This is a genomic window from Caballeronia sp. Sq4a, assembly GCF_023170545.1.
Lineage (GTDB): Bacteria > Pseudomonadota > Gammaproteobacteria > Burkholderiales > Burkholderiaceae > Caballeronia.
The window spans coordinates 259,131-274,919 of record NZ_CP084250.1; the positions used below are offsets into that span (position 1 = coordinate 259,131).

The 15,789-nt window shown below is 64.3% G+C and carries 17 protein-coding genes; 6 read left to right on the plus strand and 11 right to left on the minus strand.

Annotated features, from left to right (window positions below; genetic code table 11):
• Positions 1–46 precede the first annotated feature (46 nt).
• Positions 47–877 (plus strand): bifunctional DNA-formamidopyrimidine glycosylase/DNA-(apurinic or apyrimidinic site) lyase, encoded by an 831-nt coding sequence (gene mutM / locus LDZ24_RS01245; RefSeq protein WP_244847803.1) that lies wholly within the window; start codon positions 47–49, stop codon positions 875–877.
• A 5-nt stretch (positions 878–882) separates the two neighbouring features.
• Positions 883–1,944, plus strand: coding sequence for an A/G-specific adenine glycosylase (gene mutY, locus LDZ24_RS01250; protein WP_248321074.1), 1,062 nt, complete (start codon positions 883–885; stop codon positions 1,942–1,944).
• Here mutY and LDZ24_RS01255 read toward each other — a convergent pair.
• From LDZ24_RS01255 to kdsD, 11 genes are all read right to left on the minus strand, one after another.
• Positions 1,941–2,582 carry an LON peptidase substrate-binding domain-containing protein gene (locus tag LDZ24_RS01255; RefSeq protein ID WP_248321076.1) on the minus strand — a complete coding sequence of 214 codons (642 nt, stop codon included), beginning with the start codon at positions 2,580–2,582 and terminating at the stop codon, positions 1,941–1,943. The two genes, mutY and LDZ24_RS01255, sit on opposite strands and share 4 nt — an antisense overlap.
• A 34-nt stretch (positions 2,583–2,616) precedes the next feature.
• A complete protein-coding gene (gene rapZ / locus LDZ24_RS01260) occupies positions 2,617–3,513 on the minus strand; it encodes an RNase adapter RapZ (RefSeq protein WP_206467446.1) in 897 nt (298 codons plus the stop codon).
• A gap of 79 nt (positions 3,514–3,592) precedes the next feature.
• Positions 3,593–4,561 carry an HPr(Ser) kinase/phosphatase gene (gene hprK / locus LDZ24_RS01265; RefSeq protein ID WP_008351692.1) on the minus strand — a complete coding sequence of 323 codons (969 nt, stop codon included), beginning with the start codon at positions 4,559–4,561 and terminating at the stop codon, positions 3,593–3,595.
• A 193-nt stretch (positions 4,562–4,754) separates the two neighbouring features.
• The gene (ptsN, locus tag LDZ24_RS01270) at positions 4,755–5,210 is read right to left on the minus strand and encodes a PTS IIA-like nitrogen regulatory protein PtsN (RefSeq protein ID WP_175939328.1); all 456 of its coding nucleotides are present in this window, start codon (positions 5,208–5,210) and stop codon (positions 4,755–4,757) included.
• A gap of 386 nt (positions 5,211–5,596) precedes the next feature.
• Positions 5,597–5,956, minus strand: coding sequence for a ribosome hibernation-promoting factor, HPF/YfiA family (hpf, locus tag LDZ24_RS01275; protein ID WP_159835157.1), 360 nt, complete (start codon positions 5,954–5,956; stop codon positions 5,597–5,599).
• A gap of 182 nt (positions 5,957–6,138) precedes the next feature.
• The gene (locus tag LDZ24_RS01280) at positions 6,139–7,656 is read right to left on the minus strand and encodes an RNA polymerase factor sigma-54 (protein ID WP_175939332.1); all 1,518 of its coding nucleotides are present in this window, start codon (positions 7,654–7,656) and stop codon (positions 6,139–6,141) included.
• A 172-nt stretch (positions 7,657–7,828) separates the two neighbouring features.
• Complete coding sequence (gene lptB / locus LDZ24_RS01285; RefSeq protein WP_248321078.1) at positions 7,829–8,596, minus strand: LPS export ABC transporter ATP-binding protein; 768 nt, start codon at positions 8,594–8,596, stop codon at positions 7,829–7,831.
• A gap of 11 nt (positions 8,597–8,607) precedes the next feature.
• The gene (lptA, locus tag LDZ24_RS01290; protein WP_248321080.1) at positions 8,608–9,318 is read right to left on the minus strand and encodes a lipopolysaccharide transport periplasmic protein LptA; all 711 of its coding nucleotides are present in this window, start codon (positions 9,316–9,318) and stop codon (positions 8,608–8,610) included.
• A gap of 29 nt (positions 9,319–9,347) precedes the next feature.
• Positions 9,348–9,950 carry an LPS export ABC transporter periplasmic protein LptC gene (lptC, locus tag LDZ24_RS01295; protein ID WP_244847815.1) on the minus strand — a complete coding sequence of 201 codons (603 nt, stop codon included), beginning with the start codon at positions 9,948–9,950 and terminating at the stop codon, positions 9,348–9,350.
• A 4-nt stretch (positions 9,951–9,954) separates the two neighbouring features.
• A complete protein-coding gene (locus LDZ24_RS01300) occupies positions 9,955–10,491 on the minus strand; it encodes an HAD family hydrolase (RefSeq protein ID WP_248321082.1) in 537 nt (178 codons plus the stop codon).
• On the minus strand, positions 10,491–11,474 hold the full coding sequence (kdsD, locus tag LDZ24_RS01305) for an arabinose 5-phosphate isomerase KdsD (protein WP_175939340.1): 984 nt from the start codon (positions 11,472–11,474) through the stop codon (positions 10,491–10,493). Before kdsD ends, LDZ24_RS01300 begins: the two co-directional genes overlap by 1 nt.
• A gap of 160 nt (positions 11,475–11,634) precedes the next feature.
• Between kdsD and LDZ24_RS01310 the strand changes: the two genes are divergently transcribed.
• The 4 genes from LDZ24_RS01310 to LDZ24_RS01325 all read left to right on the plus strand — a co-directional run bounded on the left by LDZ24_RS01310 (position 11,635) and on the right by LDZ24_RS01325 (position 15,781).
• Positions 11,635–13,629, plus strand: coding sequence for a cation:proton antiporter (locus LDZ24_RS01310; protein WP_248321084.1), 1,995 nt, complete (start codon positions 11,635–11,637; stop codon positions 13,627–13,629).
• Positions 13,630–13,682: 53 nt separating this feature from the next.
• Positions 13,683–14,258, plus strand: a complete 576-nt coding sequence (locus LDZ24_RS01315; RefSeq protein ID WP_284506440.1) for an adenine phosphoribosyltransferase — start codon at positions 13,683–13,685, stop codon at positions 14,256–14,258.
• A complete protein-coding gene (locus LDZ24_RS01320) occupies positions 14,258–14,872 on the plus strand; it encodes a LysE family translocator (protein WP_248321086.1) in 615 nt (204 codons plus the stop codon). Before LDZ24_RS01315 ends, LDZ24_RS01320 begins: the two co-directional genes overlap by 1 nt.
• Positions 14,873–14,935: 63 nt before the next feature.
• Positions 14,936–15,781: an NUDIX hydrolase family protein gene (locus LDZ24_RS01325; RefSeq protein WP_248321088.1), complete on the plus strand. Its 846-nt coding sequence runs from the start codon at positions 14,936–14,938 to the stop codon at positions 15,779–15,781.
• The last annotated feature ends 8 nt before the right edge of the window (positions 15,782–15,789 follow it).

Below are 15,789 nucleotides of genomic sequence, written 5' to 3' on the forward strand. Positions count from 1 at the left end.
CGCTAAAATACCGGCACAACCGCTGAAGCAAGTCTCTCTCCAGAAAATGCCCGAACTTCCGGAAGTCGAAGTTACCCGCCGGGGAATCGAACCCTACGTGGCGGGAAGGCGCGTCGAGCATGTCGACGTTCGCACGCCGGCGCTGCGCTGGCCCATCCCGAAGCATCTCGCGAAGACGCTCGGGCATCTGAAAATCGAGAAGGTCGAGCGGCGCGGCAAGTATCTGTTGTTCGAGACCGCCGAAGGCTGGCTCATCGTTCATCTCGGGATGACCGGAACGCTGCGCGTGCTGCGCAACGTGCCCCGACCGCCGGACGCCGCGAAGCACGATCACGTCGATCTGATCTTCGACGAATTCATCCTGCGGTTTCGCGATCCGCGCCGCTTCGGCGCGATTCTCTGGCATCCGCGCGAAGACGGCGACGTGCTCGCGCATCCGCTGCTCGCGAGTCTGGGCGTCGAGCCGTTCTCGCCTGAGTTCTCGGGCGCGCTGCTGTTTCGTGAGACGCGCGGGCGCAAGGTGTCCGTGAAGCAGGCGCTGCTCGCGGGCGGCATCGTCGTGGGCGTGGGGAATATTTATGCGTCGGAGAGCCTGTTTCGCGCGGGCATCCGGCCGACGACCGCCGCTGGCCGCATTTCGCTGGTGCGCTACGACCTGCTCGCGGATGCGGTGCGCGTGACGCTCGCCGCGGCCATCGACAAAGGAGGCAGCACGCTGCGCGATTTCGTCGGCAGCAACGGCGAATCGGGATACTTCCAGCTCGACTACTTCGTCTATGATCGCGCGGGTCTGCCGTGCCACGTCTGCGGCACGGCGATCCGCCAAATCGTCCAGGGACAGCGTTCGACTTACTTTTGTCCGCGCTGCCAACGCTAACTCCGATGCTCGCACTCACCGATTTCTCCGCGCGCCTGATCGCGTGGCAACGCATTCATGGTCGTCACGATCTGCCGTGGCAGAACACGCGCGACGCGTATCGCATCTGGCTCTCGGAGATCATGCTGCAGCAGACGCAGGTGACGACGGTCATCCCGTACTACGCGCGCTTTCTCGAACGCTTCCCGACCGTGACCGCGCTCGCGGATGCGCCGATCGACGACGTGATGGCGCTGTGGGCCGGTCTCGGCTACTACTCGCGCGCGCGCAATCTGCATCGCTGCGCGCAGGTCGTCGCGCACGAGCATGGCGGCGAGTTTCCGCGAACGGTCGATGAACTCGCGGAGTTGCCGGGCATCGGGCGCTCGACGGCGGCGGCCATCGCGTCGTTCGCGTTCGGCGCGCGCGCGACGATTCTCGATGGCAACGTGAAGCGCGTGCTGGCCCGCGTCTTCGGCGTGGAAGGCTTTCCGGGCGAGAAGCGCGTCGAAAACGCGATGTGGACGCTGGCTGAATCGCTCTTGCCCGACGCCGCCGACAAGAACGAAGTCACCGCCTACACGCAAGGCCTGATGGACCTCGGCGCCACGCTCTGCGTTCGCGGCAAGCCGGACTGCGTGCGGTGTCCGTTCGCTGCGGATTGCGTCGCGAATGTCGAAGGCCGTCAGCGAGAACTGCCGGCGGCGCGCCCGAAAAAGACGGTGCCGACGCGCAAGACGTGGATGCTGGTGCTGAAGGACGGCGACTCGATCCTGCTGGAGAAGCGTCCGCCGACGGGCATCTGGGGCGGCCTGTGGAGCCTGCCCGAAGCGCCCGATGAGGCCGCGCTCGCCGCGGTCGCGCAAGACAACGGCTGCGACGCGGACTTGCAGCGTCTGGCGTCTTTCTCGCACACGTTCACGCACTTCAAGCTCGACATCGAGCCGCGGCTCGGCGAAATGCGCGGCTCGACGCCGGAGGCAAAGGACGCGCGCACCGTTTGGGCACCGCTCTCCCGCATCGATTCGTTCGGCGTGCCCGCGCCCGTGCGCAAGCTGCTCGACGCGCTGACTGGCACGCTGCTCTAAAGCAGTTGATGGTGCTGCATGTAGTGATGCACGACGTCGATACGCGCGCCCGCGTCGAGCAGTTCCATCAGCTTCTGACGGGAGCGCATGGGAATCGGCAGGATCTCGGAGAGCCGGTTCGAGACCCACGTGGGATCGTCCAGCAGAAACGGCTCGATGAACGGCAGGTTCTCCGGCTCCCGCGTCTTGATGGCCTCGATGATCCGTTCGAGCACTTCCGCGCACGCGCCGAACTTGGCGAGCGTCTCCGCGCCTTGCAGCGGCCGGTCGTCGCCATATAGCTCGGCGGTGCCGACGAGCAGATTGCTGGCCTCCACGCGATGCGAGAGCAGCCGGAACCGCTCCGTGCCGCGCGCCTGCACGAGTAGCAGCCCGAAGGTATCGACATCGCACTCGATGATTTCCGCCAGACAGCCCACGTTCTCGGGCACCGACGGATCCCCGGGCGACGCGATCTCGTGCCCGCTCTTCAGGAGACACACGCCGAACGGCGTCTTTTCGCGCAGGCAGGCGCGCGCCATGTCGAGATAACGTGCCTCGAAAATTTTGAGCGGCAGAAGCCCGCCGGGGAAAAGCACGGTGTGCAGCGGAAACAGCGGCACTTCGAAGAGAACGGGATTCGCGGGATTCGAGGACATCGCACCCCTCCAGGGTGGACCGCCGGCGCGGCGATCAGGTTCGCGTGGTGCTCGCGCTCTCATCCACGGGAATGGGCGCGTCACGATGCCGCACGATCACGGTTGCAGCGTCGCGAAAGCGCGCGGCGAGCGCCTCCGCGATATACACCGAGCGATGCTGCCCGCCCGTGCAGCCGATTGCGACGGTGAGATAGCTGCGGTTGTCGTCGCGAAAACGCGGCAGCCATTTGCCGACGAAGCCGCCGATATCGTCGATCATCTCGCCGACCATCGGCTGGGCCGAGAGATAGTCGATGATCGGCTGATCGCAGCCGGTGAACGGGCGCAACTCGCGGTCGTAGTACGGGTTCGGCAGCGTGCGCACGTCGAAGACGAGATCGGCGTCGAGCGGCACGCCGCGCTTGAATCCGAACGATTCGAACATCAGCGTGAGATCGGCGGCGTCCGTTTCGACGAAGCGCCGGACCCACGCGCGCAGCACGTTCGCGCGCAGATTGCTCGTGTCGATCTGATGTCCGTATTCCGCGAGTCCCGCGACGAGTTCGCGTTCCCGCTCGATGGCTTCGCCCAGCGAGTTCAGCACGCCCACGCTCGCGTCGTGCCCCGGCGGACCGGACAGCGGATGACGGCGGCGCGTCTCCGAGAAGCGTTGAATGAGCGCCTGCGTGCTGGCGTTGAGGAACAGCACGCGCAGGTCGTAGGCTTTCGTGAGGTTGTCGATGATGGACGGAACTTCGTCGAGCGACAGGCTCGAACGCGCGTCGATCGCGACGGCGAGACGCTGCTGCCCCTCGCTCGCGAGATACGCGGCGAGTTCGGGCAGAAAGCGCGGAGGCAGGTTGTCGACGCAGTAGTAGCCGCCGTCTTCGAGCGCATTGAGCGCGACGGACTTGCCGGAGCCGGAAATGCCGGTAATCAGGATGATACGCATGGAAGTGTGCTCGTTCGCTTCATCTTAGCACCTGCGTATCGTACGGACTTCGTGCGGATTCCGTGAAGACGCGCGGGCTTCAGATGAGTTTGCCGGGAAACTGGCTGTCCGGGTCCTGCATGGCAAGCCGCTGACGGTCCATGAAATCGCGCAAGGTGTCGATGCCGCGCAGTTGCAGAATCGTGTTGCGCACTGCCGCTTCGACCAGCACAGCAAGGTTGCGGCCTGCGGCGACCTGAATCGTCACTTTGCTGATGGGCAGGCCGAGCACATCGACGGTCTGGCTTTCGAGCGGCAGGCGCTGGAATTCGCCGTCCGGGCGGCGCACGAGCTGCACGATCAGCTTGAGCTTCATCTTCCGGCGCACGGCGGTCTCGCCGAAGATGGTCTTGATATCGAGTAGGCCGAGGCCGCGCACTTCCAGCAGGTTTTGCAGAAGCGGCGGGCAGCGTCCTTCGACGAAATCGGGACCGAGACGCACAAAATCGACGGCGTCGTCGGCAACGAGTCCGTGGCCGCGGCTGATGAGTTCGAGGCCGAGTTCGCTTTTGCCGAGGCCGGAATCGCCCGTCAGCAGCACGCCCATGCCGAGAATGTCGATGAACACGCCGTGCAGCGTGGCGCGCGGCGCGAGAATGCGCGACATATACGCGCGCAGACTGTCGATGACGGCCGCCGCCGACATGCGCGTGGTGAAAAGCGGCGTGGACGAGCGCGTGCAGCGAAGCACGAGTTCGGGGGGCGCGCCTACTTCGCCCGCGACCACGAGAAACGGCGGCTCCAGCGCGATCAGCTCGGCCATGTGGCGCGAGCGGTCTTCGTCGGATTGACGCTGGTAGTAGTTGATCTCGGCGTCGCCCAGCACCTGAATGCGGTTCGGGTGGATGAGGTTCAGGTGGCCGACGAGGTCGGCGCTCGACGTTGCGTTCGCCACCGTTTCGCTCGAAAACCCGCGTTCCCAGCCCTCATGCCCGGTCAGCCAGCTGAGCTTCAGAGCGGCGGCGTTGTCGTCGAAAATACTTTGGGCGTTGATGCTGGACGTATCCATGAGGCCGGAACTCCGTTGGAAGCCGGGAGCAGCCTTCGCGTGACGAAGCCTGTGCTTCGATTCGCCGCATGGCGCTGCGTTTGACCGATTGTGCCGCAGAAGCACCGCGCATGCGAGACGCGTCAAAAGCGCGCGAGCGGCGCGGCGCGCCCGGTGCGCTTCTCAGATGCGGCGGCCCGCGTCTATGCGGCGATTACGGTTGCCATTGCGTGAGCACCTGATACAGCGCCTCACGGTCCTCTTCCTTGTGCAGACGCTCGCGCGCTTCGCTGTCGGAGAGCAGTTGCGCGATCTCCGACAGAATTTCGAGGTGTTGCTGCGTGGCCTGTTCGGGCACGAGCAGGAAGATGAGCAGCGACACCGGCTGACCGTCGGGCGATTCGAACGCGACAGGCTCGGCCAGGCGCACGAAGGCGGCGAGCGGTTGCTTCAGCCCCTTGATGCGGCCGTGCGGAATGGCGACGCCTTCGCCGAGCCCGGTCGAACCCAGGCGCTCGCGGGCGAAGAGGTTGTCGGTGACGATGCTGCGGGCGATGCCGTTCTGGTTCTCGAAAATCAGGCCCGCTTGCTCGAATACTCGCTTCTTGCTGGTGACGGACAGTCCGAGAACCACGTTCTCGATGGGAAGAAATTTGGCTAAACGATTCATGTTGGCAGGCTGATGCGTGGCCTGATAGCTCCTCATCGTGGCTGCTGTCTGAAAGCGCTCACGGCGATGGTGATACGGAAGATGCGCTTGCGGCGTTCCCTGCGGCGTTCCTGTACTGCGGACCCCGATCATAACCGGCTCATTATAGAACAGGGGAAAGCACGATGGTGCGGCGCGCCATTGCAGTCGCCGCAATCGAATGTGCAGTACAAAGCCCGGAAAATCAATGCTTTGTGCCACGCCGTCATGCACTATGCAACAAAAACGCCGCCAATGGGCGGCGTTTGTCCGAAGCGGGCGTTTCTCTGGCGCTTTTCGATTCGAGGAATGCCTCCAATCGCGCCCGCCGATGGCCGGCGGGCTGCGTCGTTTCGCGCGCCTGCCGCTCAGGGCGAGGGCGCTTCCAGGCCGTGCGCTTCTTCGCGGTACTTCGCGGCTTCGTGGGCGTGACCCTGAATCTTGTCCTTGTGGCGAATGACCTGGCGATCCAGCTTGTCGACCATCAGGTCGATGGCTGCGTACATATCAGCGTCACAACTCTCGATGAAAATGTCCTTGCCTTTCAGGTGCAGATTGATTTCCGCCTTGTTGCGCTTGTCCTTGTCCCTATGAGTGTCGACCGAGAGGACAACGTTGCCGTCCATCACCTGATCAAAATGACGGAGCACTCTGTCCAGCTTCGTGATCACAAACTCGCGCAACGCAGGCGTCAATTCGAGGTGGTGTCCACTGATCTTCAGATTCATAGTTGCTCTCCAAGCTAAGGGCCGTTGAATCACGGCGGCTCGTCCGATACCGGTCGGCTACGCGTCCCGCCGTGCACGATATTTGTACGCGCAAGGAACGGGCCGCTTGGCCGGCACGTCCGCGCTTTCGCGATGCGGCCGGTAAAAGTCCACCGCGGTATGCGGTGAACCACAGAGACGGGTCAAAGAGACTTGCGCAGATTGACTGCGGGGATTTTCAGCGCCTCGCGATACTTGGCGACGGTGCGCCGCGCAACCACGAAGCCTTGTTCCGCCAGCAGTTCGGCGATGCGGCTGTCTGAAAGAGGAGTTTTGGGGTCTTCCGCTCCTATCAGTTGCTTGATGAGGGCCCGGATCGCCGTGGACGATGCGGCGCCGCCCGTGTCGGTGGAAACGTGCGATCCAAAGAAGTACTTAAATTCAAGCGTCCCGAATGGGGTGAGCATGTACTTCCCGGTAGTCACACGGGAAACCGTCGATTCGTGTAAACCCAGCGTATCAGCAATCTCCCGCAAAACCAAGGGCCGCATGGCGATTTCACCATGCGCAAAAAAGTTCTTCTGACGCTCGACGATCGCCTGCGCGACGCGAAGAATCGTCTCGAAACGCTGCTGGATATTCTTGATCAGCCAGCGCGCTTCCTGAAGCTGTTGCCGTAGTGAACCGCTGCCCGGATCGCCACGGTTATTGCGCAAAATGTTCGCGTACAGATGGTTGATCCGCAGCCGCGGCACGATCTCCGGGTTCAGTTCCGCGGTCCATCCGCTCGCGGATTTGCGCACCAGAATGTCCGGCACCACGTAGTCCGCTTCGCTCTTGCCGTACGCGGCGCCGGGAAACGGCTCCAGCGACCGGATCAGCACGTGCGCGTCCCGCAGCGCGTCGTCGCTTGCCTTCAGTTGCTTGCGCAAGCGCGTGAAGTCGCGCGCGGCGAGCAGTTCCAGATGGTTCGTGACGATTTCGAGCGCGAGCGTTCGCGTGGGCGACGGATCGAGCCGCAGCAGTTGCAGCTTCAGACACTCCGACGCCGACCGGCCGCCGACACCCGGCGGGTCGAAACTCTGGAGCAAGGCCAATGCCGCGCTCAGTTCGTCGACATCGACTTCGAGTTCGTCCGGCAAATCTGCCTGAATTTCTTCGAGCGACGACGTGAGATACCCGTCCTCATCCAGCGATTCGATCAGGAACGTGATCAGCGCGCGGTCGCGCTGATTCGCCTGCGTCATGCGCAGTTGCGCGGTGAGATGGTCGCGCAGCGTCGTGGTCGATTCGTGGATTTGCAGCGGCGGCAGGTCGTCGTCGTCGGAGGCGTTGTTCGAGCGGCCGTAGTCTTCGAGATTCCAGTTGCTGGAATCCGTCCCGCCGTCGGACGAGAGGCCGTTGTATTCGTCGACGCCCTGCGGCTCGCTGCTTTCCGACCGTTCGGAACTCGACGAGCTGGACGTGGAGCCGTTGCTCATCATCGGCTCGGGCGCGGCACTGCTCGCGCCGGCCGTGGCAATCAGCGAACCGTCCGCGGCCACGCGAAGCGGGCTCGCGATCCAGTCGTCGTCGTTTTCCAGCAGCGGGTTCTGCGCGACGGCCATTGCCACTTCCTGCTGCAGTTCGAGCGTCGACAACTGCAGCAGCCGGATGGACTGCTGTAGTTGCGGGGTGAGCGCAAGATGCTGCGATAGGCGAAGTTGGAGGCTGGCTTTCATGGCAAGGTTTTATTTCATTGTAGAGAGTTTGCCACGCGCGCGAAACCTCGCGGCCAATCCAAAATTAGCGTAAAAAAGCGCGTGCCGCCTCGAGGGCGGCACGTAAGTTTTGCTGTTCTCGCTCGATGCAGTGCGGTAATTCACCGCATGCGTCGTGCGCCTGGCGTCGGCGCTACATGCGGAAATGCTCGCCGAGATACACGCGTCGCACGTTCTCATTCTCGATGATCTCGCTCGGCGCGCCGGCCGCGAGCACGCTGCCGTCGCTGATGATGTAAGCGTGGTCGCAAATGCCCAGCGTCTCGCGCACGTTGTGGTCCGTGATCAGCACGCCGATGTTGCGCTGCTTCAGGAACTTAACGATCTTCTGGATTTCGAGCACGGCGATCGGATCGACGCCCGCGAACGGTTCGTCGAGAAGGATGAAGCTGGGATTCGTCGCGAGCGCCCGTGCGATTTCCACGCGCCGCCGCTCGCCGCCCGAGAGCGAGAGCGCCGGATTTTCACGCAGATGCGCAATCTGCAGTTCGTCGAGGAGCGCCTCGGCGCGCTGCGTGATCGCGTCCTTCGACAGCCGCTTGCCCGATCCGTCCGTTTGCAGTTCCAGCACGGCGCGAATGTTCTGCTCGACGGTGAGCTTGCGGAACACGGACGCTTCCTGCGGCAGATACGACAGCCCGAGATGCGCGCGCTGATGGATCGGCAGCAGGCTGATCGACTTGCCGTCGAGATCGATCTCGCCCGCGTCGAGCGGCACGAGGCCGACGATCATATAGAACGACGTGGTCTTGCCCGCGCCGTTCGGGCCGAGCAGACCGACGACTTCGCCGCTCTTCACGTCGAGCGAGACGTCCTTCACGACGGTGCGCGAACCGTACCGCTTCTTCAGATTGCGGACGACGAGCGAACTCGACTTGCCGTCCGGCTTGCTTGGGGACATGGCGGGCGAATTCACTGCTGCGGCGTTCCTTGAATGGTGTTCGACGGCGCGAGGGTCGCGGGCGAGCCGTTGAGCGGCGCGGCGCCGCCGGAGCGGGGCGCGAGCATCGCGCGAACGCGGCCGCTCGGGTTGCCGGGGCCGGCCACGTCCTTGCCGGCGCTCGCCGTGTAGAAGTCTTTCTGCCCGTCGTACGTGATGACGCTGCCGCGCACTTCGTCCTGAACCGTGGTCAGACCTTGCAGGCGGCGCACCACGGCGCGCGTCGTGAGCTTGGTGAAGTCGTTCTTGCCGTCATAGTCGATGCGCACGGCATTGCCATCGATGTATTCGTCGACGCCGTCGCGCTTCTGGCGGAAGTACGAAAGATTGCTGCCGGTGGACGTGCCGGTCGCGTATTGATAGCCCTGCGGATCCTGCGTGACTTCCACGCGATCCGCCTTGATGACGATGGTGCCCTTGGTCGCGACGACGTGACCGGTGAAGACGTTCTTCTGGTTCAGGTCGTCGTAGGACATGTTGTCCGCTTCGATGTTGAGCGGCTTGTCGCGGTCGGCTTTTTCGGCGTGCGCGGCGGGCGCGAAGCCCGCGAGCGGCAGCGCGACGAACGCGGCGGCGGCTGCGGCCAGCGCGGCCCGCATCACACGCCTCACGCGCGCGGTGGTGCGATGCGCGAACGTTGCGCCCGCGGGGCCGCCATCGGGACGAGGGAAGCTGTGGTTCATGCAGTCAAGATCAGGATGGAATCCCGGGTTCACTTGGAGGAGCCGCCATTGATATCCGTGGCCGCGATCGCGCCGCGCACGTTACCGAAGAGCTTCATTTCCCGGGTGACGTTGTTGTAGTTCATGCCGTTGGCGGTCATCACCGACGGACCGCGCTGAAGTTTAACCGGCTTTTCCGTTTCGATGACATCGTCGTTCACCAGCACGCGAAAATGCTGCGAATCCGCCTGCATCTGCGGATCGCCGTAACCGGCCGCGCGCAGGATGCGGGCGTTGTCGTAAAGGTCGACGATGGATACGTCGCCGTTCACCGTGCCGCGCTGTGCGGTGGCCGTCACGATCGGCTTTTGCGGCTGGAACATGCGCACCGCGGGCAGCGTCAGGTCGCTATTCTCGTCGTCCTCGTAATGGACCATGGATTTGGCCGTCAGCCGGTACTGCGTCGTGCCGGTGGAGTCCAGTTCGGAGACGGAGAAGTTATCCGCGAAGTAGTCCGGCGTGTGGCGCTTGGGCTGCTCGGGCGCTTGGGGCGCGGACGGCAGTGTAGCCTGCAACAGCCAGTACGTGATGCCCGCGAGCGCCGCCATCGCGAGAAGCGGCAACAGCGAAGTGAGGCGTCGGGTCGGCGGCATGGCGTCAGTCTCCGAGCGCCGCCGCGAGCAGCGCGTCATAGCGATTCTGCGCGCGCAGAATCGCATCGCACACTTCGCGCACGGCGCCGTGGCCGCCGCGTGCTTCGGTTACCCAATGCACGCGCTCTTTCACTTCCGCATGCGCGTTGGCCGGCGCGGCTGCGAAACCGCAGCGGCGCATCACGGCGAGATCGGGCCAGTCGTCGCCCATGTAGCCGCATTCGGCGGCGGAGATGCCGGTTGCGTCGAGCAATTGCGCGAGCGCCACCGTCTTGTCCGCGACGCCCTGATAAAGATGCGTGATGCCGAGTTCCTTCGCCCGCCCCGCGACGATGCCCGACTGCCGCCCGGTGATGATCGCGGTCTGCACGCCGATACGTTCGAGCAGCTTCACGCCGTGGCCGTCGAGCGAATTGAAGGACTTCATGGTGTCGCCTTCGGCGCTGAAGTACAGGCTGCCGTCGGTGAAAACGCCGTCGACATCGAACACCATCAGCTTGATGCGGCTCGCGCGCTCGGCGGGAAAAGGCTTCTGCGCCATCAGATTACCTTCTTGGAGAAGAGGTCGTGCATGTTCAGTGCGCCGATCAGCGTCGCGTCGGCATCGACGACCAGCATCTGATTGATGCGATGGCGCTCCATCAGTTCCACGGCTTCGACCGCGAGATGGTCCGGACCGATGGTGCGCGGATTGCGCGTCATCACGTCTGCGAGCTTGAGCGAGCGGAAATCGCCGTCGCGCTGGAGAATGCGGCGCAGATCGCCGTCGGTGAAGATGCCTTCCACGTGACGATTTCCGTTGATCACCGCCGTCATGCCCATGCGCTTCGCGGTAATTTGGAAGAGAGCGTCGGAAACGGTCGCGTCGAGCGGCACGACGGGAACCTCGTCGCCCACGCGCATAACGTCGCGAACATACGTCAGCAACCGCCGGCCGAGCGCGCCGCCCGGATGCGAACGCGCGAAGTCGTCCGGGCCGAAGCCGCGTGCGTCGAGGACCGCGACGGCGAGCGCGTCGCCGAGCGCCAACGCGGCAGTCGTGCTGGCGGTCGGCGCAAGGTTCATCGGGCAGGCTTCTTTTTCGACGCGCGCGTTCAGGTGCATGTCCGCGAGTTGCGCGAGGCTCGATTCCGGACGGCCGGTAATGGCGATGAGTTTCGCGCCGAGGCGCTTGATGAGCGGGAGAATGGCGACGAGTTCTTCGGTCTCGCCGGAGTTCGATAGCGCGATGAAGATGTCGTCGGCGGTGACCATGCCGAGATCGCCGTGGCTGGCTTCAGCCGGATGCACGAAAAACGCCGGCGTGCCGGTGGACGCAAGCGTGGCAGCGAACTTGCGCGCGACGTGTCCCGACTTGCCGATACCCGACACGACCACGCGGCCACGACAGCCGAGCAGGGCTTCGACTGCGTTGGTGAAGTTGTCGTCGAGAAGGTCAGAGAGACCGCGAACCGCGTCCGCTTCGATCTGGATTACGCTGCGAGCCAGCGCCAGTGCCCGGTCGCCATTGATTTTCGCTATCATTCGCGGAGTATAGCAAAGGCGTTTCTTCGCCGCGCCTTACGGTGCGCGGCGCGCCGCCGCTTATCCGCCCCCGCGAGCCCTGGCATCAGGGGCTTCCCACGACACCGAAAACGCCGCGCCGGACACGTATCGGCGCGCTGACGACGAGGACGCTGGACGGATGACTTCTCCGCTCGAAATGACGCTGTTGTTGCTGCTCTGTTCGGTGGCGGGCGTCGTCGTATTTCGTTTTTTCAACTTGCCGCCGATGCTCGGTTATCTGGCGGTCGGCATCATCGTCGGTCCGCACGCGGCCGGTATCGCACCGGATACCGAGCGCGCGCAGCACCTCGCCGAATTCGGCGTCGTGTTCCTCATGTTCTCCATCGGTCTCGAATTCTCGCTCGCGAAGCTGCGCTCGATGCGGCGCATCGTCTTCGGGCTCGGCGCGAGCCAGGTCGGCGCGACGATCGTGTTCGCGCTCGTCGTCGGGTGGATCGCGCACTTCTGGACGAGCATCTCGTGGCAGGCGAGTTTCGCGCTCGGCGGCGCGCTTTCCATGTCTTCCACCGCGATCGTCAGCAAGCTGCTCGCGGAGCGCCTTGAACTGGAAGCAGAGCACGGCCGCAATATTTTCGGCGTGCTGCTGTTCCAGGATCTCGCGGTCGTGCCGCTGCTCATCATCATCGCGGCGTTCGCGAACGGCAATTCGTCGCAACTCGTGATGTGGCTTGGCATCGCGGCTGTAAAGATCGTCGTCGCGCTGACGGTTTTGCTGTTCCTCGGCCAGAAGTTCATGACGCGCTGGTTCGACCTCGTCGCGCGGCGGCGCTCGCAAGAGCTTTTCATGCTGAACCTGCTGCTCGTGACGCTCGGCGCGGCGTTCATCACGGACAAGTTCGGGCTGTCGCTCGCGCTCGGCGCGTTCATCGCGGGGATGCTGATCGCGGAAACGCCGTACCGGCATCAGGTGGAAGAAGACATCAAGCCGTTTCGCGACGTGCTGCTCGGCGTGTTCTTCGTGACGACGGGCATGCTGCTCAATCCGCGCGTGATCTGGGAGCACCCGTTCCTCGTGCTCGCGTTTTTCGTCGTGCCGATTCTGCTAAAAGCCGTGATGATCACCGGCCTCGCGCGCCTGTTCGGCTCGCCGCCCGGCGTCGCCATGCGCACCGGGCTCGGGCTCGCGCAGGCGGGCGAATTCGGCTTCGTGCTCTTGAACCTCATTCTGGATTCGCATCTGGTCGATGCCACCATCCTTCAGGCGCTCCTTTCCGCGATGCTGCTCTCGATGCTCGCCGCGCCGTTCATCATCCAGAACGCGGACCGAATCGTGCTGCGGCTGTCGTCGACGGAATGGATGCTGCAATCGCTGCAAATGACGAAGATCGCGACGCAAAGTCTCAAGCAGAGCGGCCACGTCATTATTTGCGGTTATGGCCGCGCCGGGCAGAACCTCGCGCGCATGCTGGAACAGGAAGGCATTTCGTACGTGGCGCTCGATCTCGACCCGGATCGCGTGGCGGCGGCCGCGGCGGCAGGCGAATCGGTCGTGTTCGGCGATGCCGGGCGGCGTGAATCGCTCGTGGCTGCCGGCCTGAACCGCGCGGCGACGGTCGCGATCACGTACGCGAACACGCCGTCCGCCATGCGCGTGCTGCACAACATCCACGAACTCGCGCCGACGCTGCCGGTGATCGTGCGCACGGTGGACGACGCCGATCTCGAAAAGCTGACCGCCGCGGGCGCGACGGAAGTGATTCCGGAGATCGTCGAAGGCAGTCTGATGCTCGCCTCGCATACGCTCGTGCTGATGGGCGTGCCGATGCGCCGCGTCGTGCGGCGCGTGGAAGAAATGCGCGATGCGCGCTACAGCCTGTTGCGCGGCTATTTCCACGGCGCGGACGATCTCGACGACGACGATGGCCACGAGCAGGTGCGGCTACAATCCGTACCGATCGACGAACATTCGGAGGCGGTCGGGCATTCGCTCGACGATCTCGGTCTCGTCGGCAACGGTGTCGAAGTGACCGCCATTCGCCGTCACGGCATCCGGGGCGTCCAGCCGGACCCCGAAACCAGGCTCCGCGCGAACGACATCGTCGTGTTGCGCGGCCTGCCCGAAGTGCTCGCTCAGGCCGAGGAACGGCTTTCGCGCAATCGCCGGGCAGCCTAACGTTCTCTTCATCAGGCAAGCGCGGCCTCGCAGCGCGGATTTCCGGAGAAGTCATGTCCACCATTTCATCGAGCGCTTCGTCTGCATCGTCAGATGCGGCGAGGTTCATCAAGGAGCGCGTGCGCACGGTCGAAGACTGGCCGCAAGCCGGCGTGCAATTTCGCGATATCACGCCCGTTCTGCAGGACCGCCGCGCGCTGCGCACGCTCATCGACCTGTTCGTGCAGCGTTATATCGACGCGAACCTGAACGTCATCGCGGGCATGGATGCGCGCGGTTTCATCATCGGCCCGATTCTCGCGTACGAGCTGAGTCTCGGTTTCGTGCCCATTCGCAAGAAGGGCAAGCTGCCGTACAAGACGCTTTCGCAGTCGTACGAGCTGGAGTACGGCAGCGCGACCGTCGAGATTCACGAGGACGCGTGTCAGCCCGGCGACCGCGTCGTGATCGTCGACGATCTGGTGGCGACCGGCGGCACGATGATGGCCGGCAAGATCTTGCTGGAGCGGCTCGGCGCGCAGGTCGTCGAAGCGGCGGCGATCATCGACTTGCCCGATCTCGGCGGCTCGAAGCTGCTGCGCGACGGCGGCTTGCCGCTCTACACGGTCTGCGAGTTCGGAGGCCATTGATGCCGCACGTGCTGTTGTTCCTGGCGACATCGGTGGCCATCACCATCGCGCCGGGGCCCGACAATCTGCAAGTGCTCGCGCGTGGCATCTCGCAAGGGCGGCTCGCGGGCGTCGTCGCGGCGCTGGGTTTCGCGTGCGGCGTGATCTTTCATACGACGCTCGCTGCGTTGGGCGTCGCGGCGCTCTTGCGCTCGTCGCCGATCGCGTTTCAGGCGGTGAAGCTCGCGGGCGCGGCGTATCTCGTGTGGATCGGCATCAAGGCGCTGCGCAGCCATGGCCTTGCGACGGCGCACGCGCGACCGAGCCAGCCGCTGTCGACCGTGTTTCGGCAGAGCGTGCTCGGCAACATGCTAAATCCGAAAGTCACGCTGTTCTTCATCGTGTTCCTGCCGCAATTCGTCGATCCGCACGGCCCGCAAAGCGTGATGCTGCAAATGTTCGAACTGGGCGGCGTGTTCATGCTGCAGACGGTCGCGGTGTTCTCGCTCTTCGGCATCGGCGCGGGGATGATCGGCGCGTGGCTCAAGCGCCGTCCGCGCGTGGGCGTCTGGCTGGATCGGCTAGCGGGCGTGACCTTTATCGCGCTGGGCATTCGCGTGGCGCTGCGCGACTGATTTCGCTGTGCCGCGCCGCGCCTGCGCGCGTCCTTACTTCATCACGGTCTCGCCGGAGCTTTCATGACTTTGCCTTGCCTCGTCGCCGCCCGCCGTTTCGACGCCGCCGCGCATGCGCCGTTCTTTATCGGCGATGAACGCGTCGGCTGGATTCGCAAGACCGATGTCGCCTTGCTCGCGCGCTGGCCGGAAACGTTCGTAATTGGCGACGACGCCGTGCGTCTGAACGCGTCGCTCGACGATATCGATAAGCGCAGCGCAGCGCTCGCCACCGTCATCGCCGCGCTGCATGCCGACGGCAACATTCCCGGCTGGCGTGACGAGACGTATGCGATCCGCAATCACTTCGACGCCGCGCCGCTCGCGTTCATCGAACGCGCGGCCTCGCGCTTCTTCGGCACGATCACTTACGCGGTGCATGTGAACGGCATCGTAAAATATCGGGATAGCGCGCCGCGGCTATGGATCGCGCGGCGCAGCCACACCAAGTCGACCGATCCCGGCATGCTGGACAACGTGGTGGCGGGCGGCATCGGCTGGGGCTACGGGCTCATGCCGACGCTCGCCAAAGAATGCTGGGAAGAAGCGGGAATGCCCGAAGACCTGGCCATGACCGCGACGCCGGGCGGCACGTTCCATGTCCTGCAATCGGCGCCGGAAGGCACGCAGGCCGAACAGATCTTCGTGTACGACATCGCGCTGCCGCCGGATTTCACGCCGCGCAATCAGGATGGCGAAGTCGCCGAGCATCGCGAGGCTCGCATCGACGAAGTCGCGCGCTGGATCGAAGAAGGCGAGATGACCGTCGATGCGAGCCTCGCCACGCTCGACTGCCTGCTGCGCCACCGCTGGATCGACGAAGACGCCTGCCGGGGCATCGAGGCGCTCTACGCGCCGCCGCCCGTTTGAACATCGAG